Genomic DNA, 21,363 nt, shown 5'->3' on the forward strand with positions numbered 1-21,363 from the left:
GCGGACGACGTCACTCCGTCCGGCGAGCAGGGTCGCCACGGGGTCGGAGCGAGTCGGGGGCGCGGCGGCCCGGTAGCATGCGGTCATGTCCTCGATCGCTCCCCTCGTCGTGCTCGCCTCCGAGTCGGGGGAGGAGCCGCTGATCAACGTCTGGGTCGTCGGCCTCATCACCTTCGTGATCCTCATCGGGCTGCTGGCCGCCGTCATCAGCATCGGTGGCGGGCGCGACCACAGCTGACCCGGGCCCGACCGACCCGTGACCGACCCCGTGACCCGGCGACGGGTCGGCGTCATGGGCGGGACGTTCGACCCGATCCACCACGGCCACCTCGTGGCGGCGAGCGAGGTGCAGTCCTGGTTCGGGCTCGACGAGGTGGTGTTCGTGCCCACCGGTGACCCGTGGCAGAAGTCGGGCCGCGAGGTCTCCCCGGCAGAGCACCGCTACCTGATGACGGTCGTCGCCACCGCCTCCAACCCGCGTTTCACGGTCTCGCGGGTCGACATCGACCGCGCGGGCCCGACGTACACGATCGACACGCTGCGCGACCTGCACGACCAGGTGCCCGACGCCGACCTGTACTTCATCACCGGCGCCGACGCGCTCGCCGAGATCTTCACCTGGCGCGACGCCGAGGAGCTGTTCGGCCTCGCGAACTTCGTGGGTTGCACGCGTCCGGGGTACACGATGGACGCCGAGACCCTCGACAAGATCCCGGCCGAGCGGGTCACGATGGTCGAGATCCCGGCGCTGGCGATCAGCTCCACGGACTGCCGGCGGCGCACGGCCAAGGGGGACCCGGTCTGGTACCTCGTCCCCGACGGGGTCGTGCAGTACATCGCCAAGCACCAGCTCTACGCCGGCGGCACGGTGGGCCACACCGACGCCGTGCTCCTCAAGCCCCAGAACGGAGACCACCACCTCGCATGAGTGCCACCGACCACGCCGTGGAGCTCGTCCACGTCGCCGCCGTCGCGGCCTCCGACAAGCTCGCGAAGCAGATCGTCGCCTTCGACGTGTCCGACCAGCTCGCCATCACCGACGCCTTCCTCATCGCCTCCGCGACGAACGAGCGGCAGGTCGGTGCGGTCGTGGACGCCGTCGAGGACGCCCTGCGCGAGCACGGGGAGAAGCCCATCCGTCGCGAGGGCCACAAGGAGGGCCGCTGGGTCCTCATCGACTACGGCGAGATCGTCGTGCACGTGCAGCACGAGGAGGAGCGGCAGTTCTACGCCCTCGAGCGGCTCTGGCGCGACTGCCCGGCCATCGCGCTGCCCGACACCGTGACGGACGCCCGCTGAGCGCGGGCGCCGGGCGTTCCCTGGTGCTGGTGCGCCACGGGCGCACCGGGTGGAACGCCGCGGGACGGGCCCAGGGGCACACCGACGTCGACCTCGACGCCACCGGCCACGAGCAGGCCGCCCGCATGGGCCCGGTCGTGGCCGCGCTGGGGCCGGCGCTGCTGCGCTGCAGCGACCTCGCACGGGCCCGCGACACCGCGACCTACGTCGGCAAGGAGGTCGGCCTCGAGCCGGCGACGGACCCGCGCCTGCGTGAGTACTCGCTCGGCGAGCGAGAGGGCTGGCTGGACAGCGAGTGGCGCGACTCCTTCCCCGAGGAGCGCGCGGCCTTCGAGGCCGGCGACTACGACGTCGTCCCCGGTGGCGAGCGCAGCGCCGAGGTCGGCGCCCGCGTCGCCGCCGCCTGCCGCGACCTTCTCGACGCGACCCCCGCGGGGGAGACCGCCGTCGCGGTGTCGCACGGCGGCGCCATCCGGGTCGGGGTCGCGACGCTGCTGGGCTGGCCCGCGGGGCTCCACGGGACGCTCGGCAGCCTCGCGAACTGCGCCTGGGTCCGCCTCGGCGAGCGGTCGTACGGCGAGGGCCTGCGCCTGCTGTCGTGGAACGAGCAGGTGCCCACCCCCGGTTTCGCACCCCCGCCGCCAGCGGGGTAAGGTTCCCGTCGTTGTCCACTCCGGTGGACGCACCTGGGGCTGTGGCGCAGCTGGTAGCGCACTTCCATGGCATGGAAGGGGTCAGGGGTTCGAGTCCCCTCAGCTCCACTCGAGAACGGGTCCCGTCGGGGCCCGTTTCGTCGTTCCGGGGCCTCGTGCGTGTCCGCCCCGGAGTGGCTCGCTCCGCGGAGGGGCTCCGGCCCGCCGGCGGGGTCCAGCCACCGGGACGGCTGGCGAAACTCGACCGGCCCACGAGACATTGGGTCCCATGAGCCACCCCATCTCCGTGCTGTGGAGCATCCCGCGCTCGGTCTCGACCTCGTTCGAGCGGATGGTGAGCGAGCGCGGGGACCACACGGTCTTCGACGAGCCGTTCTCGCGTGCCTACTACTTCGGGCCCGACCGGCTGTCGGACCGCTACACCGAGACCATCCCGCACAGCGCGTACGACGAGGTGCTGGCCGAGATCGAGGAGGCCGCCGCCGAGCGGCCGGTGTTCGTGAAGGACATGGCCTACCAGGCGCAGCCGCTGCTCGACGAGGCGTTCGTCGGCCGGCTGCACAACAGCTTTATGGTCCGCCACCCCGCGGCGACGCTGCGCTCGCTCGAGCGCACCTGGCCGGACTTCACCGACGACGAGACCGGGTGGGAGCACCTCGGGGTGGTCGCCGACCACCTCGACGCGCTGGGGCGTGAGCTGGTGGTCGTCGAGGCCGAGACGCTGTGCGAGGACCCGGCCCCGGTCGTGGCGGACTGGTGCGACCGCATGGGTCTCGAGCAGCGTCCCGACGCCCTGACCTGGGAGCCCGGCATGCGCCCGGAGTGGGAGCTGTGGGAGGAGTGGCACGGCTCGACGGCGCGGACGACGGGCTTCGCGCCGCTGCGCCCGCCCCCGCCGCCCCCGGGTGAGGACGAGCCCCGCCTGAGGGCGGCGTACGACGCGGCGATGGGTGTCTACGAGAGGCTGCGCGCCCACGCGCTGTGACCGACCCACCTAGGCTCGGGCCGTGGCACTGAGCGCGGACGACGTCCAGCGGGTCCTCGAGCACATGGACGCCGACCACGCCGAGGCGAGCCTGGCCATCGTGCGGGCCCACGGCTACCCGGTGGCGACGTCGGCCGAGATGACCGGGGTCGACGAGCACGGCGGGACCTGGCACGTCACCGTCGGCACCACCGAGGCCTCGGTGCGCGTGTCGTGGCCGGACGGCCCCGTCGAGGACAGCGACGGCGTACGCCGGGCCGTCGTCGGTCTGTACCGGGCGTCGTCCACAGGCCGGGCGGGGTCAGCCGGGTAGTCCCCTGAGCTCCTGCTCCCGGGGGTGCCTCCGGGCGACCGTCGGTCAGGGGACTACCCGGGAGGGTCGGGTGGAGCTGTGGAGAGCCCGCCCGCTCGGCGGCGAGGGTGCTCACGACGCGACGCTGCGCGGGCGCGGCTCACCGTCGTGCATGCGGTCGTCCGCCGCGCCCGTGGTGGCCTCGTCCTTCAGGATGCGCATCGACTGGCCGACGCCGCGGGCCAGGGCGGGGAGCTTCGCGGAGCCGAAGACGAGCAGGACGATGGCGAGGATGATCAGGGCGTGCCAGCCCGTGAGGTTCTGCAGCATGGGACTTCTCCTGGTGGGTGTGGGTGTGGGTGCGGCCGGGTCAGCTGTCGGACGAGCCCGGCGGGGGACCCGACGGGGGCTCGCCGCCGGGGGCGCCGCCGCCCGGCATGCCGCCACCCATGCCCCCACCCATGCCGCCGCCCGACGGCTCGGTGGTGGTGTCGACCGCGACCGCGAGACGGGCGGCGTAGCCGGACGACGGGTCGCCGCTGACGTCGGGCACCTGCAGCTCCCAGTCGCCCTCGCCGAACAGCGAGTCGTCGCTGACCCGGGTGCCGATGGCCGCGAGGTTGTCGGTGGACCCGGCGTACACGTCGGACCACTGCGAGGACCCGTAGACGTCGCCGAGCATCCCGGGCGGGAAGGCCAGCTGGGAGGTGGCGATCACGTTCTCGACGTTCGTCGCCGACGCGGCGTCGGGGTAGACCTCGACGTGGATGTGGGTCCAGCGGCCGGGGTAGCAGCCGGGGACGATGGTGGCGAAGGTGGCCTCGCCGGCGGCGTCGGTGACCTGGACGCCGCGGAGGTAGGTCTCGTCCTCGACGCCCGAGGAGTACATCGAGTAGCGACCCTCGGCGTCGCACTGCCAGGCGTAGACCGCCACGCCCTCGAACGGGGCGTCGTCGTTCGCCACGTCGGTGACGACGAACGTCAGCTCGAGCGGGACGCCGTCCACGGTCGTGCCACCGTCGAGGCTGGAGGTGATGTCGCTGCGGACGATCCCCGACTCCTCGAGGACATTCACGTCCGCGGTGCCGTCGGCGGGGTAGGGACCGTTGGTCTCCTCGGGGATCTCGCCGGCCGAGGTGGTGGCGCTCGTCGACGCGCCGGTCGTCGAGGAGCCCGAGCTGCTCGACCCCGAGGCGCCGCAGGCGGCGAGCGCGGCGGCGCCGACGCCGACGCCGACGAGGCCGAGCAGGCGGCGTCGGGTCACGAGGGTGCGGACGTCGAAGCCGGCGCCCTGGTCGACGACCTCGTCGTCGGGTCGGGCCAGCAGGCGGCCCTCGTAGGCCGGTCCGGCGGGAGTGTAGTCGGGCTCGGGGATCTGGGGCATCGGTCGGTGGTCCTCCGGTCGGTGTCGTGGTCGTGTCACCACCGTGACGGACCGATCAGTGAGAACCGTGGGACGCGGCAGTGAGATTTCTGTGAGCCCTTTGTGCGCTGGTGCGCTCAGGGAGTCCGGTAGGGGACCGAGCCACGACCGGCGGCGATGCTCCCGACCGGTGGTGCTCCCGACCAACGGGAGCGGAGTCCTCCGGGACCGATGAGTTCTCGCGCAGCGGGCGGTCGACCGGGGCATGACCACCCGCACCGTCGCCGTCCCCGGCGCGACCCTGACCTACGACGTCCACGGCGAGCTCGCCCCGGGCGTCACGCCGCTCGTCCTGGCGGCCTCGCCCATGGACGCCTCCGGGTTCGAGACCCTCCGTTCGCACTTCACCGACCGCGTCGTGGTCACCTACGACCCCCGCAACACGGGCCGCAGCGTCCGCGACGAGCCGACGGCGGGCGTCAGCCCCGAGGAGCACGCCGACGACCTCCACGCCGTGCTCGCCGACCTCGGGTCGGGGCCGGTCGACCTGTTCGGGTCCAGCGGGGGAGCGGTGAACGGGCTGCACCTCGTCGCGCGCCACCCGGACGACGTGCGCCTACTCGTGGCCCACGAGCCGCCCGCGGCCAACGTCCTGGGCGACGAGGCCGAGGTCGCGGCCGTGTGCGACGACATGGTCGCCACGTACGACGCCCACGGGGTCGGGCCGGCGATGGCGAAGTTCATCGCCTTCGTCATGCACCGGGGGCCCACACCGCCCGACCACCTCGAGCAGCCCGCCCCCGAGCCCGCGGCGTTCGGCCTGCCCACCGAGGACGACGGGAGCCGCAACGACCCGTTGATGAGCAACCTGCGTGGCGGCAACGTCCACCGCGGCCTGCCCGACGTGGAGGCGGTGTCCCGGGCCGCGACGCGGGTCGTGGTCGCGGTGGGCGAGGAGTCCGGTGGTCCGGACGACGGGGAGATGCCCGCCCGCGCGGCGTACGGCGTCGCCGCGGCCCTCGGTCAGGAGGTCGTCGTGTTCCCCAGCCACCACGCCGGCTTCCTGGGCGGCGAGTTCGGCCAGACCGGTGAGCCGGAGGCGTTCGCGGTCCGCCTGCGCGACGTCCTGGAGCGGGCCGGCTGAGCGGGCGACCCTCAGCGGTGCGCGGCGTCGAGCGTCTCCAGACGCACGAACCGCGCGCCGTGGTGGTCGACGGGCCCCGGCAGCCGCACCGTCGCGGGGTCGCCCGGGTGCGACAGCAGGAGCAGCGCGTACGGCCCCGCGTCGCGGGCGCCGGTGGCGCTGAGCCGCTCGACGACGTCCGCGACGCGGTCGTCACCGTCGGCGCGCAGCTGGGCGGCGTACGAGCCGGTGAGCGCGAGCATCGGCACCCGCAGCTCGATCCGCGGCAGCACGGCCATCAGCCGGCCGTCCCGCTCGAAGGCCACGTGGGTCACCTCGGGGTCGGGCACGTCGGCCGGCGCGCAGACCAGGACGTTCAGGTCCAGGTACTCCCGCCACGCGGCCCGCGCGGGGACGACCGCGACGTCCGCGCCCGCGGGGCGCATCGACGGACGACGCAGGCCCAGGTCGAGCGGGCTGATGTCCTCGAGGTCCAGCTCCAGACCGACCGGATCGGGGTCCGGCAGCGGCGTCGGGGTCGGCACCGGCTCGAGGCTCGGCGGCTCCACCACGATCGGCGGCCCCTCGTCGAGCAGGTGCTCGGCCTCGTAGAGCGCCACCAGCTCCTGCAGCAGCAACCGCGAGGAGGGGTCGAGCGGACGCAGGTGGTCCTCGAGCACCGAGACGATCGCCTTCGTCAGCCACGCGAACGACGTCCACGCGATCCGGGGCCGCACCGACTCGGGCACGCCGTCCGGCGCCGCCAGCCAGGTCGGTGCCGGTGGGTCGTTCGAGATCACGAAGACCCACGAGCGCGGACCCAGGTCACGGGCGACGGCGCGGATGCGGTCACGCGCGGCCCCGTCGACGCCGTACGCCCCGGGTCGGGTCGAGACCTCCAGCCACCAGTCGAGGTCGGCCCGCAGCCGAGGCACCGGCCCGCCCAGGTCGAGCGAGACGCCCGGCAGGCCGGCGTCGAGACCCGCGGCCTCGTGCAGCACGTCCCGCACGAGGGCAGGGTCGAGCCGCGCGATCACGGCAAGTGTCGCGTGGACGGCGCGGTCTTCTCCCGCGCCGCCGAACAACGGCATGGTCATGTCACGGCACCCCCCGGGCCGTTCGTCGCCGTGCCCCACCCCCCGGTTCGGGCGCGACGACGTGTCGTGCGCGAGCTGCCCCCCGGCAACCCGTCCTCCCATTGAACTAGGCAGGACCCGAAAGGTCACGGTCTCCGACCGCTTCCGCACAGGCTTTACCCTGGCGACGTGGTGGAGGAGGCGACGGTCCCGCTCCCGGACTGGGACGAGACGACCCGCCCGACCACCTCGGCGTACGACGAGGTCGGCGCCGACGAGCGGACCGCGGGGGAGCACCTGCGGGCCATCCACGACATGTACCGCCAGGGCCTGGCCCAGGTGGCCCACGTCCTCGACCAGGTCGTCGACGGCGCCGCCGGCATCGGGGAGGCCCGCGAGGCCGTGCAGCAGCTCGGGCTGCGGACGGCGGTCGAGCGGGCGGGCTCGTTCTGCGGTCAGCTGTGCCGCGCCGTCGAGACCCACCACCGCATCGAGGACGCCTACCTCTACCCGGCGCTGCGGATCGCGGACGGCGGGCTCGGGCCGGTGCTGGACCGGCTCGACGACGAGCACGTCGTCGTCCACGAGCTGCTGGTGCGTCTCGACGCGACCCTGGTCGCCGTCGCGCGCGACCCCGGCCGCGTCGACGTGCTGCTGGCCGAGTTCACCCACCTGCGGCGGCTGCTGGAGTCGCACTTCGTCTACGAGGAGGACCAGATCGGCGGGGCGCTCGGCGTCCACCGGATCACGGTCTGAGCACGACCCGGCCGGCCCGCGACTGCGCGTCGCGCGACGGGGTAGCGGTGCACGGGAGTAGCGTCCCGACGGATGTGAACGCTGTCACTGCTCGGGAGGTCTGATGGACGAGGCGTTGCGGCTCGACGCGAACTGGGTCGACTACCTGCTGGTCGCCCTCTACTTCGCCTTCGTGCTGGGCATCGGCCTGGCCGCCCGCCGCCAGGTGTCCACCAGCCTCGACTTCTTCCTCTCCGGCCGCAGCCTGCCCGCCTGGGTCACGGGTCTCGCCTTCGTCTCCGCCAACCTCGGCGCCGTCGAGATCGTGGGCATGAGCGCCAACGGCGCGAACTACGGCATCGCCACGATGCACTACTTCTGGGTCGGCGCCGTCCCGGCGATGCTGTTCCTGGCCATCGTGATGATGCCGTTCTACTACGGCTCGAAGGTCCGCAGCGTCCCCGAGTTCATGCGCCGCCGCTTCGGCACCGGCGCGCACCTGGTCAACGCGATCTCGTTCGCCGTGGCGCAGCTGCTGATCGCCGGCATCAACCTGTTCCTGCTCGCCACCGTCGTCGAGGTGCTGCTGGGCTGGTCGCTGATCGTCTCGCTGGTGGTCGCCGCGCTCGTCGTCCTCACCTACACGGCGCTCGGCGGGTTGTCGGCCGCGATCTACAACGAGGTCCTGCAGTTCTTCGTCATCGTCGCCGCGCTGCTGCCGCTCACGCTGGTCGGCCTGCACAAGGTGGGCGGCTGGGACGGCCTGACCGCCGCCGTCTCCGACAGCCCGGGCGGCGCCGAGCAGCTGTCGAGCTGGCCCGGCACCGCGCTGACCGGCTTCGACTCGCCGGTGCTGTCGGTGATCGGGATCGTGCTGGGCCTCGGGTTCGTGCTCTCGTTCGGCTACTGGACGACGAACTTCGTCGAGGTGCAGCGCGCCATGGCCGCGGACTCCATGGCCTCGGCGCAGTCCACCCCGGTGATCGGCGCCTTCCCGAAGATGTTCGTGCCGTTCATCGTCGTCATCCCCGGCATGATCGCGGCGGTCCTGGTGCAGGAGATCGCGACCGAGAAGGCGGCCGGCGGCGAGCCGGCGTACAACGACTCGATCCTCTACCTGATCCGCGACCTGCTGCCGAACGGCATGCTCGGTGTCGCGATCGCCGGCCTGCTGGCGTCGTTCATGGCGGGCATGGCGGCCAACATCTCGGCCTTCAACACGGTCTTCAGCTACGACCTGTGGCAGCAGTACGTGAAGAAGGACGAGCCGGACGAGTACTACACGCGGGTGGGCCGGCTGGCCACGGTCGGCGCCACGGTCATCGCGATCGGCACCGCCGGCATCGCGTCGTCGTACTCGAACATCATGGACTACCTCCAGACCCTGTTCGGGTTCTTCAACGCCCCGCTGTTCGCCACGTTCATCCTCGGCATGTTCTGGAAGCGGATGACCGCGACGGCGGGCTGGGTCGGCCTCGTCGCCGGCACGGCGTCCGCGATCGGGATCTGGGTGCTCTCGGGCGACGTGCTCGGCGTCGTCCCGCTGGCCGGTCAGGGCGCGGCGTTCGTCGCGGCCGGCGTCGCGTTCGCCGTCGACATCGTGGTCAGCGTCGCGGTGTCGATGGTCACCCGGCCGCGCGAGTACGCCGAGCTCAAGGGCCTCGTCTGGTCGGAGACGCCGCGCGAGACGTTCCGCGACGAGAACGCCGAGGTCCTGCCCTGGTTCCGCCAGCCCACGAAGCTGGCCGGGATCGCACTGGTCATGGTCATCGCCCTCAACCTGCTGTTCCTCTGAGAGGGGACGAGATGAGCGACAAGAAGACGACGCCCCCCGCCACGAAGACGGCACGGGCGTTCGACGTCCGGACCTTCATCGCCGCCCTGATCGGGCTGTACGGCGTGATCCTCCTGCTGACCGCCTTCTTCGGGACCTCCGAGGAGGACCTCGCGAAGGCGGACGGCCTCAACGTGAACCTCTGGACGGGCCTCGGCCTGCTCGCCTTCGCCATCGCCTTCCAGGCGTGGGCGATGCTGCGGCCGGTCCGTGTGCCGCCGCGCCCGGACGACGACGGCTGAGCCCCGCGTCGCTCCGGGCCCCTCGACCTCCGGTCGGGCCGGCCCGCCCCGTCGGCTAGCATGGCGGTGTGAACGGTCGCCTGCTCCTTCCCTAGCCGCGTCGAGAACCGACGCGGCCGCCCCTCCGTGCGAGGGGCTTTTTTGTGCCCGGAGGCCAGGAGCAGACCCATCGGTGAGGAGAGCGTGATGAGCAGCGAGCAGCACCCGGCGCGGGACGGCGCCCCGGAGGCCGCGACGTACGACGTCGCCGCCGTCGAGGCCGCCTGGCAGCAGCGGTGGGCGGAGCTCGACCTCTTCACCGCGGACGACGCCAGCGAGAAGCCGAAGAAGTACGCGCTGACGATGTTCCCCTACCCCTCGGGGGACCTGCACATCGGTCACGCCGAGGTGTTCGCGCTGCACGACGTCATCGCCCGCTACTGGCGCTTCCGCGGCTACGAGGTCCTGAACCCGATGGGCTGGGACTCCTTCGGGCTGCCCGCCGAGAACGCCGCGATCCGGCGTGACGAGCACCCCGCGACCTACACCTACGCCAACATCGAGACCCAGTTCTCGGCGATGCAGCGCTACGGGCTGAGCTTCGACTGGACCCGCCGGCTGCACACCTCCGACCCGGAGTACTACCGCTGGACCCAGTGGCTGTTCCTGCAGTTCCGTGAGCGGGGGCTGGCCTACCGCAAGAACAGCCCGGTCAACTGGTGCCCGCAGGACCAGACGGTGCTGGCCAACGAGCAGGTGCTGGCGGACGGCACCTGCGAGCGCTGCGGCGCCGAGGTCACCAAGCGTGAGCTGACGCAGTGGTACTTCCGGACGACCGAGTACGCCCAGGAGCTGTACGACTGCCTGGACGACCTGCAGTCCACCTGGATCGGCAAGGTCGTCAACGCCCAGCGCAACTGGATCGGCCGCTCCGAGGGCGCCCACGTGCGCTTCGACGTCGAGGGCCACGAGCCCCTCACCGTGTTCACCACGCGGCCCGACACGCTGTGGGGCGCCACGTTCATGGTCGTCGCGGCCGACGCGAGGCTCGCCGCCGACCTGGTGAGCGAGGAGCAGCGCGACTCGCTGGAGGCGTACGTCGCCGAGGTCCGCAAGGCCTCCGACATCGACCGGCTGGCCACCGACCGCCCCAAGTCGGGCGTGTTCCTCGGCGTCCACGCGACGAACCCGGTCACCGGCGAGCAGATCCCGGTCTGGGCCTCCGACTACGTGCTGGCCGACTACGGCACCGGCGCGATCATGGCCGTGCCCGCGCACGACCAGCGCGACCTGGACTTCGCCCGGGCCTTCGACCTGCCCGTGCGGCGGGTGGTCGACACGGGTGAGCCGGACCCGGCCGAGAGCGGCGTCGCGACCACCGGCGACGGCGCCTACGTCGACTCCGGGCCGCTGGTGGGGGTCGCGGACAAGGCCGAGGGCGTCCGCCGCGCCATCGAGCTGCTCGAGGCCGACGGGCGGGGGACGGGCACGGTCAACTTCCGCCTGCGCGACTGGCTGCTGAGCCGCCAGCGCTACTGGGGCGCCCCGATCCCTGTCGTCCACTGCCCGGTCGACGGGGAGGTCGCCGTCCCGGACGACCAGCTGCCCGTCGAGCTGCCCGAGCTGCGCGGCGCCGACCTGAAGCCGAAGGGGACCTCGCCGCTGGGCGCGGCCCGCGAGTGGGTCGAGACCACCTGCCCCACCTGCGGCGGTCCGGCCGAGCGGGACACGGACACGATGGACACGTTCGTCGACTCGTCCTGGTACTTCTTCCGCTACCTGTCGCCCCACGACACCACCCAGGCGTTCGACCCGGAGCTCGCCAGGCGCTGGGGCCCGATCGACCTCTACATCGGTGGTGACGAGCACGCCGTCCTGCACCTGCTGTACGCGCGCTTCTTCACCAAGGTGCTGCGCGACATGGGCGTCATCGAGTGGGACGAGCCGTTCTCGGCGTACCTGTCGCAGGGCAAGGTCATCAACGACGGCCGCAAGATGAGCAAGTCGCTGGGCAACGGCGTCGACCTGGGGGCGCAGCTCCAGGAGTTCGGCGTGGACGCCGTCCGCCTAACGCTGGTGTTCGCCAGCCCGCCGGAGGACAACATCGACTGGGCCCGGGTCTCCCCGGCGGGGTCGCTGAAGTTCCTGCAGCGCGCCTGGCGGCTGGCGCACGACGTCACCTCCGAGCCGGGGGTCGACCCGACCACCGGCGACGCCGCGCTGCGCGCCGCGACGCACCGCACGGTGCACGAGGTCGAGCAGCTGGTGGAGTCCTACCGCTTCAACGTGGTCGTCGCCCGGGTGATGGAGCTGGTCAACGCGACCAGGAAGGCCATCGACTCCGGCTGCGGGTCCGCCGACCCGGCGGTCCGGGAGGCCGCCGAGGCGGTCGCGGTCATGCTGTCGCTGGTCACGCCGTACGTCGCCGAGGAGATGTGGTCGGTCCTGGGCCACGGCCCGTCGGTGGTCCGTGCGACGTGGCCCGTGGTCGACGAGGCGCTGCTGGTGCAGGAGTCGGTGACGGCCGTCGTCCAGGTGAAGGGCAAGGTCCGCGCCCGCCTCGAGGTGTCGCCGGACATCTCGGAGAGCGACCTGGAGGCCGCGGCCCTGGCCGAGATCGCCGACCTGCTGGCCGGCCAGACGGTCCGGAAGGTCATCGTGCGGGCGCCCAAGCTCGTCAACGTGGTGGTCTGAGGCTCACCGTCCGGGCGGCGGAGCCGGGCACGGGGGTTCACCCTTCCGTCGCCCGGTGGTCGCCTGCGCGTGCTGGAGTCGGCGCGTGCAGACATCTCGGAGAACCATCCTGTCCGCGGGCGCCGTCACCGGTGGTGCCCTCCTCGTTGGCGGGGCCGCTGTCTCGAACGCCGCGCCGTCGGCCGCCGATCCGCTGGACCGTCGTCCCACCGCCGCGTCCGCGCGGCTGCGCGCCGACCCGTTCACCCTCGGCGTCGCCTCGGGAGACCCGGCCCCCGACGGCTTCGTCGTCTGGACCCGCCTCGCGCCCGACCCGACGGCCGCCGACGGCCTGGGCGGGATGCCGTCGTCCCGCTACCGCGTCCGGTTCCAGGTCTCGACGGGCCCGCGGTTCCGCGGCCGCGAGGTCGTCAAGCGGGGTGAGGTCACCGCCGGGCCCGAGACGGCCCACGCCGTCCACGTCGAGCTCCACGGCCTCGAGCCCGGCCGACCGTACTTCTACCGCTTCTCGGTGCAGGGCTGGACGTCGCCGGTCGGCCGCACCCGGACCGCTCCGCGTCCGACCGCGCTGACGCCCCTGGCGATGGCCTTCACGTCGTGCTCGAACTATCCGGTCGGCTACTTCACGGCCTACCGGCACCTCGCCGAGGAGGACCCGGACCTCGTCCTGCACCTCGGGGACTACCAGTACGAGGGGGCCCAGGCGACCAACGCGCTCGGCCGGCCCCACCTCGGGCCGGAGACCACCACCCTGGCCGGCTACCGCCAGCGCCACGCGCAGTACAAGACCGACCCCGACCTGCAGGCCGCGCACGCGGTCGCGCCCTGGCTGGTGGTCTGGGACGACCACGAGCTGGACAACAACTGGGCCGGTGACTCCTCGGAGAAGCCCGCCGAGCAGGGCGGCTTCGCCGCCCGCAAGGCCGCGGCCTTCCGTGCCTACTACGAGAACATGCCGCTGCGCCGGACCTCCGTGCCGCGGGGCACCGACCTCCAGCTGTTCCGCCGGGTCCAGTGGGGCGCGCTGGCGACCTTCCACATGCTCGACACCCGGCAGTACCGCGACGACCAGGCGTGCGGCGACGGCTACAAGGACTGCCCGGAGGCCACCGACCCGTCGCGGACGCTGACCGGCGCCGAGCAGGAGCAGTGGCTGCTCGACGGCTTCGCCGCGTCGACGGCCCGCTGGGACCTGCTGGGCCAGCAGGTGTTCTTCGGCCGCCGCGACAACGACCCCGGCGCCGCACGGACCGTCTCGATGGATGCCTGGGACGGCTACGCCGCCTCCCGCGACCGCGTCGTCAACGGCTGGGTGGACGCCGGGGTCCGCAACCCCGTCGTCCTCACCGGCGACGTGCACGCCCACTGGGCCTCCGAGGTGCTCGCCGACTTCGACGACGCGGACTCCGAGATCCTGGGCTCGGAGCTCATCAGCTCGTCCATCACCTCCGGCGGTGACGGCTACGACGAGCCCGACGGGCGGCACCCCTGGGCGGACTGGAACCCCAACCTGGAGTTCTGGACCAACCTGCGCGGCTACGTCTCGACGACGATCACCCGCGACTCGCTGACCGCGGACTTCCGCTGCGTGCCCCGGGTGACGACGCCGGACTCCGACGTCTTCACCCGCCGCCGCTACGTCATCGAGGACGGCGTCCGCGGCCTCCAGCTGGCGCTCGACAACCCCCAGCCGTCGGGGTCGTTCTCCGCACGGTCGCTGCCCAGCGACGCCCAGATCATCCGCGACACCATCCGGGAGGAGACCGGCTACTGAGCGGCACCGGGCCCGGTCGGGTGACGACGGCCGGATGCTCCTCGAGCACCGGTCACGGCCACCCGGCGGCTGGTCGACCACCATCCGTCGGGCTGAGGCGGCTCCCGGTGTCCTAGGGTGCGCGGCATGCCTGGTCAGCCCGGCGCCGAGGGCGGCCGCGTCGTGGTCGTCACCGACTCGACGGCCAGCCTCCCCCGTGCCCTCGTCCGCGAGCGCGGCCTGGTCGTCGTCCCGCTCCAGGTCGTCATCGGCGACGAGGTCCTCGACGAGGCGCTGAGCGAGGAGGAGGGCGCGGCCGGGGGAGCGACACCGGCGCGGGTCGCGGAGGCGCTGCGCGGCCACCAGCGGGTCAGCACGTCGCGGCCGAACCCGGCGGCGATGGGCGCGGTGTACGCCGACCTGGTCGCGGACGGCGCCACGGAGGTCGTCGCCGTGCACCTCTCCGGCGAGGTGAGCGGCACGGTGGAGTCCGCGCGGGTCGCCGCCCGCGAGGCCGCCGTGCCCGTCCACGTCGTCGACACCCGCCAGGTCGGGGTCGCGACCGGGTACGCCGCCCTCAGCGCCGTCGAGACCCTCGAGGCCGGCGGCTCCGCCGAGGAGGCCGCGGACGCAGCCGCCCGGCGCGCTGCGGCCGCGACGTCGTACTTCTACGTCGACACCCTGGAGTTCCTGCGCCGCGGCGGGCGCATCGGTGCCGGCGCCGCGCTGCTCGGCAGCGCCCTCGCGGTCAAGCCGCTGCTGTCCATCACCGACGGGGTCGTCGGCCCCCTGGAGCGGGTCCGGACGACGACCAAGGCGCTCGCCCGGCTCGAGGAGCTCGCCGTCCGCGACGCGCTGACGGCCGTGGGCCGCAGCGGGTCGCCCGTCGAGGTCGGGGTGGCGCACCTCGCGAACCCCGAGCGGGCCGAGCAGCTGGCCGCCCACCTCGCCGCACGGCTCGGCGACGACCCGGGGCTGGTCGGGCAGCAGGTGCGTTGCGTCGAGCTCGGCGCCGTGCTCGGCGCTCACGTGGGCCCCGGCATGGTCGCCGTCTGCGTCTCCCCGCTCTGACGACCTGACGACCGCCCGGTCCGGCCACCCGCCGTCCACAGGCGCCGGCGGACCTCTCCCCTCCACAGGACGGCGCCCGACGACGGGCGTCGGCGGCGCGGCGCTCCTAGCGTCGCCGTCATGCGACCCCGACGTCCGTCCACCGACCAGCAGGAGGCGATCGCCCGGCGGCTGGCGCTGCTCGACGCGGAGCTGTCCGCGGTCCGCACCGGGGAGGCCGACGCGGAACGGTCGGCACCGCCCCCGAGCTGGGACGTCGCGCCCGCGGTCGGGGGCGGGCCGCCCCCCGCGGCACGGTGGGTGGCGCCCGACACCCACACGCGGCCCCGGCCACCGGCCGGCGAGGACGACGACGAGCACGAGGGTGTCGAGGACGACGAGGGGGAGGTGCGGCTCGGCGCGGTGCCGCGGACCGGACGGCACGCCACCCGCCGCGCCTCACCACCCCGCACGCCCGGCCTCCGGCAGCGCCTCGGCCCGACGGGATGGGTCGGGCTGGTGCCGGAGACGCTCCAGGGGCGTGCGGGCCTGGGAGCCGCGCACCTGGCGGTGGTCGCGGTGCTCGTCAGCGTCGGTCTCGGCGTGACCTGCTGGTGGGTCCTGCGGTCCGGACCGGAGCCGCTGCCGGCGACAGCCCCGGTGAGTGCTCTCGTCACGCCGGGCGCCACCGGCGGCGCGGCGGGCTCCCCGGGGTCGACGGCCCCGGCGAGCCCTGTCGCCGGAGCCTTGCCGGGTGCCCCCACCCCGGGCGGCTCCACGGGTGCGACCCCGGGCGGCGCGGTGGGGGGCGAGGTGGTCGTCGACGTGGCCGGGCGTGTGCGCCGGCCCGGCATCGTCGTGCTCCCGAGCGGGTCGCGGGTGGCGGACGCGCTCGAGGCCGCCGGCGGCGCGCGCCCCGGGACCGACCTCACCCCGCTGAACCTGGCACGGGTCCTGCTCGACGGGGAGCAGGTGCTCGTGGGTGTCGACCCCGCCGCCGGCGGCGGTCTGCCGGTCCCGGGCGACCCCGGGTCCACCGGTACGCCGCCCGGGCCCGCGGCGCCCCCGGCTCCCGGGGCTCCGGTGGCCCTGGTCAACGTCAACACGGCTGACCTGGCGACCCTCGACACCCTCCCCGGCGTCGGTCCGGTGACGGCGCAGGCGATCGTCGACTGGCGCACCGAGAACGGCGGCTTCAGCGCGGTGGCCGACCTGCTCGACGTCAGCGGCATCGGCGAGGTCACCCTCGCCGAGCTGACTCCGCTGGTGACGGTGTGAGGTGCGGCCGTCGCCCGCCGGACCGGGCGGCCCGCCCCTCGCGGAGCCGGTGGGCGACCCCGAGCAGGACCCGGCCGAGCGGCCCGACCTCCGCACGCCGGCCCTGGCGCTCGCCGCCTGGGCGGGCGGGCTCCTCGGTCTGCTGTGTCCGCCCCCGGTGCTGGCGGTGGTGCTCGGCGTCCTCGTCGTGACCGGCGCGTTCCTCGGGCGTCGTGCCCGCCGCCGCGGGCGGGTCGGCCCCGACGCCCTGCGGGCCGTCGGCGGGTGCCTGCTCGTCCTGGTCGGGGTCGCCGTCGTCGCCGGGGTTCGCGTGGCGGTCGTCGCGCAGGACCCGGTGACGCTGCTCGCCGCGGACGCCGCGACCGTGCGGGCCGCGGCCACGGTGACCTCGGACCCCCGGCTGCGCGAGGGCGGCTTCGCGCCGTACGTGCTGCTGCGGGCCCGGGTGCACGAGGTCAGCGCGCGCGGCGCGCGGGTCCGGACCTCGGCGCCGGTCCTCGTCGTCGCCGACGCCTCGTGGCGCGACGTGGACCTGGGGTCGCGGGTCGAGTTGACGGGGCGCCTCGAGCCGGCGGACGGCGGCGACCTGGCCGGTCTGCTCGTCGCCCGCGGTGCTCCGGACGTCCGGGCACCGCCGGGAGTCCTGTGGTGCGGCGCCGACGCCGTGCGCGCCTCGGTGCGCGAGGCGGTGGCCCATCGGCCGCCGAGCCAGGCGGGACTGGTGCCGGCCCTCGTGGTGGGGGACGACTCGACGCTGCCCGACGACCTGGAGGCCGACTTCGCGGCGACCGGGCTCACGCACCTGCTGGCGGTCTCCGGCACGAACCTCACGCTCCTGGTCGGCTTCCTGCTCCTCGCCGCGCGCTGGTGCGGCGTCCGGGGCCGGTGGCTGCACCTCGTGGGCGCGGTGGGGATCGTCGGTTTCGTGCTCCTGGCCCGGACCGAGCCGAGCGTGGTCCGCGCCGCCGCGATGGGGACCGTGGCGTTGATCGGCATGGGCAGCAACGGCCCGCGCCGGGGCACTCGGTCGCTGGGCGTGGCGGTCACCGCCCTGCTGCTGGTGCACCCCTGGTACGCGCTGTCCGCGGGGTTCGCCCTGTCCGTGCTGGCGACCGCCGGGATCCTCCTGCTCGCCCCGGGGTGGCGCGACGCCCTCGCCCGGCGGGCGCCCCGGTGGCTCGCGGAGGCCATCACCGTGCCGGCCGCCGCGCAGCTGGCCTGCACGCCCGTCGTCGCCGCCATCTCCGGCCAGGTGAGCCTCGTGGCCGTGGTCGCGAACCTGCTGGCGGCCCCGGCGGTGGGGCCCGCGACCGTGCTGGGACTGCTCGCGGGCCTGGTGGGCCTCGTCTGGCCCTGGGCGGCCACCCTGGTCGGCACGGTGGCGTCGTGGTGCGTCGCCTGGATCGTCCTCGTCGCCCGACGGGGCGCGGCCCTGCCCACCGCCGCGGTCGACTGGGACACCTCCGCGGCCGCGCTCGCCCTGCTGACCGCCCTGTGCGTCGGGATCGCGGTGCTGCTGCCCGCCCTGCTGCGCAGCCGGGGCGGCCTGGCGCTCTGCGCGGGGGCCACCGCCGTCACCCTCGGCGTCCCGCTGCCGACCCCCGGCTGGCCGGCCGAGGGCTGGGTCCTGGCCGCGTGCGACGTGGGGCAGGGCGACGCCCTGGTCCTGCGGGCGGGACCGGACTCGGGTGTCGTCGTGGACACCGGTCCCGAGCCGGCGCTGGTCGACCGCTGCCTCAGTCGTCTGGGGATCGATCGTGTGCCCCTGGTCGTCGTGACGCACTTCCACGCCGACCACGCGGACGGCCTGCCCGGCGTGCTGCGCGGGCGGGAGGTCGGCGCCGTCGAGGTGACCGCCGTCGCCGAGCCCGCGGAGGGCGCCGAGGCCGTCTCCCGGGCCGCGGCCGACGCGGGAGTGGTCGTCCGCGTGCCGGCGTACGGCGAGACGCGACGTGTCGGCGAGGTGACGGTGCAGGTCCTCGCTCCGCTGCCGGGGGTGGCCCCCGCCGCGGGCGCCGAGGGCGACGCCGCGAACGACGCCAGCCTCGTCGTCCTCGCGGAGGTGGGCGGGACGAGCGTGCTCCTGACCGGTGACCTGGAGCCACCCGGCCAGGAGGCCCTGGCGGCCTCCGTGCCGGGCCTGACGGTCGACGTCCTCAAGGTCCCGCACCACGGGAGCCGGCACCAGGACCTCGACCTGCTGCTGTCGCTCGGCGCCGAGCTGGCCCTGGTGTCGGTGGGGGAGGACAACACCTACGGGCACCCCTCCGAGGAGGTGCTCGACCCGCTGGAGGACGCCGGCGTCGAGGTGGGCCGTACCGACGAGCAGGGCGACCTCCTCGTCGTCCCCGGTGACGACGGTCCCGAGCTCGTCACGGCGGACTGAGGGGCCCCGGGCCGGGTCGTGGGGTGGGTCGCCGGATCCCGTGCCTCGACCGCCGGTCCGGAGGCGCTCCTCGCCCCTCGACCTCGGGAGGGGATGGTGTCGGCGGGCTGTGGCAGGGTCGTCGCATGGCCCGCTCCTCCGCCCCGCAGTCGGTGTCGTCAGCCCCCGCCTCCGTCCTGGGCCGGGTCGTGCTGGTGACCGGCAAGGAGGAGTTCCTGCGCGACCGCGTGGTGCGCGACGTCCGCGCCGCCGTCCGCGAGATCGACCCCGAGGCCGAGCTGTCGGAGACCCGGGGCAGCGAGCTGACGCTCGCGACGCTGGGGGAGCTCGCGGCGCCGTCGCTGTTCTCGTCGACCCGCGGGGTCGTGGTGTGGGAGCTGGAGAACCTGCCGGAGGAGTCGGTCGCCGGCCTGGTCGGGTACGCCGGGTCCCCGGCGGACGACGTCGCGCTCGTCCTCGTCCACTCGGGCGGTCCCCGCGGCAGCGGCGTGCTGACCAAGCTCCGCAAGGTGGCCGCGGTGAGCGACGTGAAGGTCGACGAGGTCAAGGGCTACCAGATGGGCGGCTTCGTGCAGGCGGAGATCCGGCGCCACGGCTCGCGGCTGGATCCCGACACGGCGGGTTTCCTCGTGCAGGCGGTCGGCCACGACCTGCGCTCGCTCGCGGCAGCGGCGCACCAGCTCGCGACCGACTTCCCCGGACGCACCGTGAGCGCCGAGGAGGTCAAGCGCTACTTCGGCGGCCGCTCCGAGGCGACGTCCTTCGCCGTGGCCGACCACGCCTTCGAAGGCCGTCGCGAGAAGGCGCTCGAGGAGCTCCGCTGGGCCCTCGACGGCGGGGTGGCTCCGGTGCTGGTGACCTCCGCCTTCGCGAACGGGGCGCGCGGGCTCGCGCGCTTCGCCACGGCGCCCCGCGGCATGCGCGACGCCGACCTGGCCCGCGAGGTGGGCGTCCCGCCCTGGAAGCTGAAGAGCCTGCGCTCGCAGGTCCGCGGCTGGGACGAGCGGTCCCTGGCGGCGGTCCTGGTCGAGGTGGCCCGGACCGACGCCGACGTCAAGGGTGCGTCGTCCGACGCGGCGTACGCGCTCGAGCGCATGACCCTCACGGTCTGCGCGCTGCGGTCCGGCCGCTAGGAGCGGGGGCGCGCACCGCGCACTTCCCCGGGAACGCCGACGGCCCGCCGCGACGAGCGCGACGGGCCGGGCTTGATCGAGCGAGGCGCAGGCCTCAGAGGGCGTTGACGCGACCCGCGATCTTGGACTTGCGGTTCGCCGCCTGGTTGGCGTGGATGACGCCCTTGGAGGCCGCGCGGTCGAGCTTGCGGGTCGCGGCGCGAGCCAGCGTGGTCGCGTTCTCCTTGTCGCCGGACTCGGCGGCCTCACGGAACTTGCGCACGGCGGTCTTCAGGTCCGACTTCACGGACTTGTTGCGCTCGCGGCGCGCCTCGTTCTGCTTGTTGCGCTTGATCTGGGACTTGATGTTCGCCACTGGGTGATCGTCCTCGGTGCTCGACTCGGTGCTGGACTGGAGGTCTGAAGGCGCGCAGCGGTGCGGCGCAGCGCGCGACAGGGCAATCTATCAAGCCGTGCCGACGGCTCCCAAATCCCTCAGGTCCGCGTCACCGCCGACCCAGCCGCGGCGCTCGGCGAGCCACCCCCAGGCCACCTGGGCGCACCGGTCCTGGTGGGCCCGCAACCACGGCGAGGTCGGCGGCACCGGGTGGTCGCGGGCGCGGAGGTAGAACCCGGCCATCAGCGCCAGGAGCCGGTCGACGTGGTCGGCGGGGACGTCGCGGGTCAGCGCCCGGCCCGCCAGCAGCGCGTCGACGTCCACACCGTCGCCGCGCGGCCCCAGCAGCAGCTCGACCGTGTCGACCCAGGCGGCGCCCCGGGCCGGGTAGGCCCAGTCGCACAGCCACACCTCGCCGTGCGGGCCGAGGAGCACGTTGTCGTCGCGCAGGTCGGTGTGGACGACGGTGTCCCCGCCGGTGACCTCCACGTGGGAGGCGGCCAGGCGGGCGGCCTCGTCGGCGTGCTCCGCGAGGCCCGGCAGGTCGGGCCGCACGCGCGCCCACGCGGACACGGCGCCCGCCATCTCGTCGGCGAACGCGGCCGGGGCGAGCCCCCGCGGCGCGGGGGTGAGGAGGTGGGCGCAGTCCTCGAGGGCGTCCAGGGCGCGGTCGAGGTCGTCGAGGTCCCAGGGGCGGGCCGCGGGGACGCCGGGCACGTGCTCGACGGCCAGCACGACCCAGTCCTCGTCGTGGTGCCACCACTGCAGCCGCGGCGCGGGGACGCCGACGGGCATCAGGGCGAGCCGGCGCGCCTCCTCGGCGTACGCCGCCGCGAACTCGCGCTGCGCCTTCACGCTCGCCGCCTTGAGGAAGTGGGTGCTGCCGTCCTCGCAGGTCACCACGGACGCGAGACCGGGCGTGAAGCCGGCCCGGCACGAGGTCGCCTCGGCGACCGGGGAGCCCAGGCGTTGCCCGACGAGCTCGCGCAGGCGGGGCGGGAGGAACGACCACTCGAGGCGGCGGGCGGTCGCGCCGTACGGGATGGGTTGCAGCACGGGCACACCCAACCACCGACCCGGGCGACTGGCGCGGATCGTGAGGGGAACGGGCG

At 74.3% G+C, this 21,363-nt stretch carries 21 protein-coding genes and 1 tRNA gene; 17 read left to right on the top strand and 5 right to left on the bottom strand.

Annotation, left to right across the window (positions count from 1 at the left end):
• Positions 1–85 precede the first annotated feature (85 nt).
• The 7 genes from MJ876_RS17860 to MJ876_RS17890 all read left to right on the top strand — a co-directional run bounded on the left by MJ876_RS17860 (position 86) and on the right by MJ876_RS17890 (position 3,250).
• Positions 86–238, top strand: coding sequence for a hypothetical protein (locus tag MJ876_RS17860; protein WP_240238469.1), 153 nt, complete (start codon positions 86–88; stop codon positions 236–238).
• An 18-nt stretch (positions 239–256) separates the two neighbouring features.
• Positions 257–928, top strand: a complete 672-nt coding sequence (gene nadD, locus MJ876_RS17865) for a nicotinate-nucleotide adenylyltransferase (protein ID WP_308192622.1) — start codon at positions 257–259, stop codon at positions 926–928.
• Complete coding sequence (gene rsfS / locus MJ876_RS17870) at positions 925–1,299, top strand: ribosome silencing factor (RefSeq protein ID WP_240238470.1); 375 nt, start codon at positions 925–927, stop codon at positions 1,297–1,299. The genes nadD and rsfS overlap by 4 nt, the downstream gene beginning before the upstream one ends.
• A 29-nt stretch (positions 1,300–1,328) precedes the next feature.
• Complete coding sequence (locus MJ876_RS17875; protein ID WP_240238471.1) at positions 1,329–1,952, top strand: histidine phosphatase family protein; 624 nt, start codon at positions 1,329–1,331, stop codon at positions 1,950–1,952.
• A gap of 35 nt (positions 1,953–1,987) precedes the next feature.
• Positions 1,988–2,060: transfer RNA gene (locus MJ876_RS17880), tRNA-Ala, on the top strand.
• 160 nt (positions 2,061–2,220) lie between these two features.
• Entirely contained in the window at positions 2,221–2,937 is a 717-nt protein-coding gene (locus MJ876_RS17885; RefSeq protein ID WP_240238472.1) for a hypothetical protein, read from the top strand.
• Positions 2,938–2,959: 22 nt separating this feature from the next.
• A complete protein-coding gene (locus MJ876_RS17890; RefSeq protein WP_240238474.1) occupies positions 2,960–3,250 on the top strand; it encodes a DUF2470 domain-containing protein in 291 nt (96 codons plus the stop codon).
• A gap of 111 nt (positions 3,251–3,361) precedes the next feature.
• On the opposite strand, the gene MJ876_RS17895 is transcribed toward MJ876_RS17890, so the two are convergent.
• On the bottom strand, positions 3,362–3,559 hold the full coding sequence (locus MJ876_RS17895) for a twin-arginine translocase TatA/TatE family subunit (RefSeq protein ID WP_240238476.1): 198 nt from the start codon (positions 3,557–3,559) through the stop codon (positions 3,362–3,364).
• Between the two features lie 40 nt (positions 3,560–3,599).
• A complete protein-coding gene (locus tag MJ876_RS17900; protein ID WP_240238478.1) occupies positions 3,600–4,613 on the bottom strand; it encodes a 3,4-dioxygenase subunit beta in 1,014 nt (337 codons plus the stop codon).
• Between the two features lie 244 nt (positions 4,614–4,857).
• On the opposite strand from MJ876_RS17900, the gene MJ876_RS17905 reads away from it, so the two are divergent.
• Positions 4,858–5,736: an alpha/beta fold hydrolase gene (locus MJ876_RS17905; protein WP_240238480.1), complete on the top strand. Its 879-nt coding sequence runs from the start codon at positions 4,858–4,860 to the stop codon at positions 5,734–5,736.
• Positions 5,737–5,747: 11 nt separating this feature from the next.
• On the opposite strand, the gene MJ876_RS17910 is transcribed toward MJ876_RS17905, so the two are convergent.
• Positions 5,748–6,812, bottom strand: coding sequence for a hypothetical protein (locus MJ876_RS17910; RefSeq protein ID WP_240238482.1), 1,065 nt, complete (start codon positions 6,810–6,812; stop codon positions 5,748–5,750).
• 168 nt (positions 6,813–6,980) lie between these two features.
• On the opposite strand from MJ876_RS17910, the gene MJ876_RS17915 reads away from it, so the two are divergent.
• From MJ876_RS17915 to holA, 9 genes are all read left to right on the top strand, one after another.
• Positions 6,981–7,547 carry a hemerythrin domain-containing protein gene (locus MJ876_RS17915; protein WP_240238484.1) on the top strand — a complete coding sequence of 189 codons (567 nt, stop codon included), beginning with the start codon at positions 6,981–6,983 and terminating at the stop codon, positions 7,545–7,547.
• Between the two features lie 103 nt (positions 7,548–7,650).
• Positions 7,651–9,321, top strand: coding sequence for a sodium:solute symporter family protein (locus tag MJ876_RS17920; RefSeq protein ID WP_240238486.1), 1,671 nt, complete (start codon positions 7,651–7,653; stop codon positions 9,319–9,321).
• Between the two features lie 11 nt (positions 9,322–9,332).
• Complete coding sequence (locus tag MJ876_RS17925) at positions 9,333–9,602, top strand: hypothetical protein (protein ID WP_240238488.1); 270 nt, start codon at positions 9,333–9,335, stop codon at positions 9,600–9,602.
• A 186-nt stretch (positions 9,603–9,788) separates the two neighbouring features.
• Complete coding sequence (leuS, locus tag MJ876_RS17930; protein ID WP_240238490.1) at positions 9,789–12,275, top strand: leucine--tRNA ligase; 2,487 nt, start codon at positions 9,789–9,791, stop codon at positions 12,273–12,275.
• 85 nt (positions 12,276–12,360) lie between these two features.
• The gene (locus MJ876_RS17935) at positions 12,361–14,049 is read left to right on the top strand and encodes an alkaline phosphatase (protein ID WP_240238492.1); all 1,689 of its coding nucleotides are present in this window, start codon (positions 12,361–12,363) and stop codon (positions 14,047–14,049) included.
• Between the two features lie 126 nt (positions 14,050–14,175).
• The gene (locus MJ876_RS17940; RefSeq protein ID WP_240238494.1) at positions 14,176–15,099 is read left to right on the top strand and encodes a DegV family protein; all 924 of its coding nucleotides are present in this window, start codon (positions 14,176–14,178) and stop codon (positions 15,097–15,099) included.
• Positions 15,100–15,219: 120 nt separating this feature from the next.
• Positions 15,220–16,356, top strand: coding sequence for a ComEA family DNA-binding protein (locus tag MJ876_RS17945; protein WP_240238496.1), 1,137 nt, complete (start codon positions 15,220–15,222; stop codon positions 16,354–16,356).
• A 1-nt stretch (position 16,357) separates the two neighbouring features.
• Positions 16,358–18,742 (top strand): ComEC/Rec2 family competence protein, encoded by a 2,385-nt coding sequence (locus MJ876_RS17950; protein ID WP_240238498.1) that lies wholly within the window; start codon positions 16,358–16,360, stop codon positions 18,740–18,742.
• Between the two features lie 125 nt (positions 18,743–18,867).
• The gene (gene holA, locus MJ876_RS17955) at positions 18,868–19,875 is read left to right on the top strand and encodes a DNA polymerase III subunit delta (protein ID WP_240238500.1); all 1,008 of its coding nucleotides are present in this window, start codon (positions 18,868–18,870) and stop codon (positions 19,873–19,875) included.
• A gap of 94 nt (positions 19,876–19,969) precedes the next feature.
• Here the strand turns inward: holA and rpsT are convergent, their stop codons facing one another.
• Positions 19,970–20,230, bottom strand: coding sequence for a 30S ribosomal protein S20 (gene rpsT, locus MJ876_RS17960; protein WP_240238502.1), 261 nt, complete (start codon positions 20,228–20,230; stop codon positions 19,970–19,972).
• Between the two features lie 90 nt (positions 20,231–20,320).
• Positions 20,321–21,307: a phosphotransferase family protein gene (locus MJ876_RS17965; RefSeq protein ID WP_240238504.1), complete on the bottom strand. Its 987-nt coding sequence runs from the start codon at positions 21,305–21,307 to the stop codon at positions 20,321–20,323.
• Positions 21,308–21,363 lie beyond the last annotated feature (56 nt).

Origin of the sequence: Nocardioides sp. CFH 31398 (genome assembly GCF_022436705.1) — a bacterium.
In the GTDB taxonomy this organism is placed as follows: domain Bacteria; phylum Actinomycetota; class Actinomycetes; order Propionibacteriales; family Nocardioidaceae; genus Nocardioides.

Excerpts from the sequence above, each read along its gene's own strand:
- MJ876_RS17860 (WP_240238469.1), top strand. The coding sequence starts at position 86 with ATGTCCTCGATCGCTCCCCTCGTCGTGCTCGCCTCCGAGTCGGGGGAG.
- rsfS (WP_240238470.1), top strand. The coding sequence starts at position 925 with ATGAGTGCCACCGACCACGCCGTGGAGCTCGTCCACGTCGCCGCCGTC.
- MJ876_RS17885 (WP_240238472.1), top strand. The coding sequence starts at position 2,221 with ATGAGCCACCCCATCTCCGTGCTGTGGAGCATCCCGCGCTCGGTCTCG.
- MJ876_RS17895 (WP_240238476.1), bottom strand. The coding sequence starts at position 3,559 with ATGCTGCAGAACCTCACGGGCTGGCACGCCCTGATCATCCTCGCCATC.
- MJ876_RS17900 (WP_240238478.1), bottom strand. The coding sequence starts at position 4,613 with ATGCCCCAGATCCCCGAGCCCGACTACACTCCCGCCGGACCGGCCTAC.
- MJ876_RS17905 (WP_240238480.1), top strand. The coding sequence starts at position 4,858 with ATGACCACCCGCACCGTCGCCGTCCCCGGCGCGACCCTGACCTACGAC.
- MJ876_RS17910 (WP_240238482.1), bottom strand. The coding sequence starts at position 6,812 with ATGACCATGCCGTTGTTCGGCGGCGCGGGAGAAGACCGCGCCGTCCAC.
- MJ876_RS17920 (WP_240238486.1), top strand. The coding sequence starts at position 7,651 with ATGGACGAGGCGTTGCGGCTCGACGCGAACTGGGTCGACTACCTGCTG.
- MJ876_RS17925 (WP_240238488.1), top strand. The coding sequence starts at position 9,333 with ATGAGCGACAAGAAGACGACGCCCCCCGCCACGAAGACGGCACGGGCG.
- leuS (WP_240238490.1), top strand. The coding sequence starts at position 9,789 with ATGAGCAGCGAGCAGCACCCGGCGCGGGACGGCGCCCCGGAGGCCGCG.
- MJ876_RS17940 (WP_240238494.1), top strand. The coding sequence starts at position 14,176 with ATGCCTGGTCAGCCCGGCGCCGAGGGCGGCCGCGTCGTGGTCGTCACC.
- MJ876_RS17945 (WP_240238496.1), top strand. The coding sequence starts at position 15,220 with ATGCGACCCCGACGTCCGTCCACCGACCAGCAGGAGGCGATCGCCCGG.
- holA (WP_240238500.1), top strand. The coding sequence starts at position 18,868 with ATGGCCCGCTCCTCCGCCCCGCAGTCGGTGTCGTCAGCCCCCGCCTCC.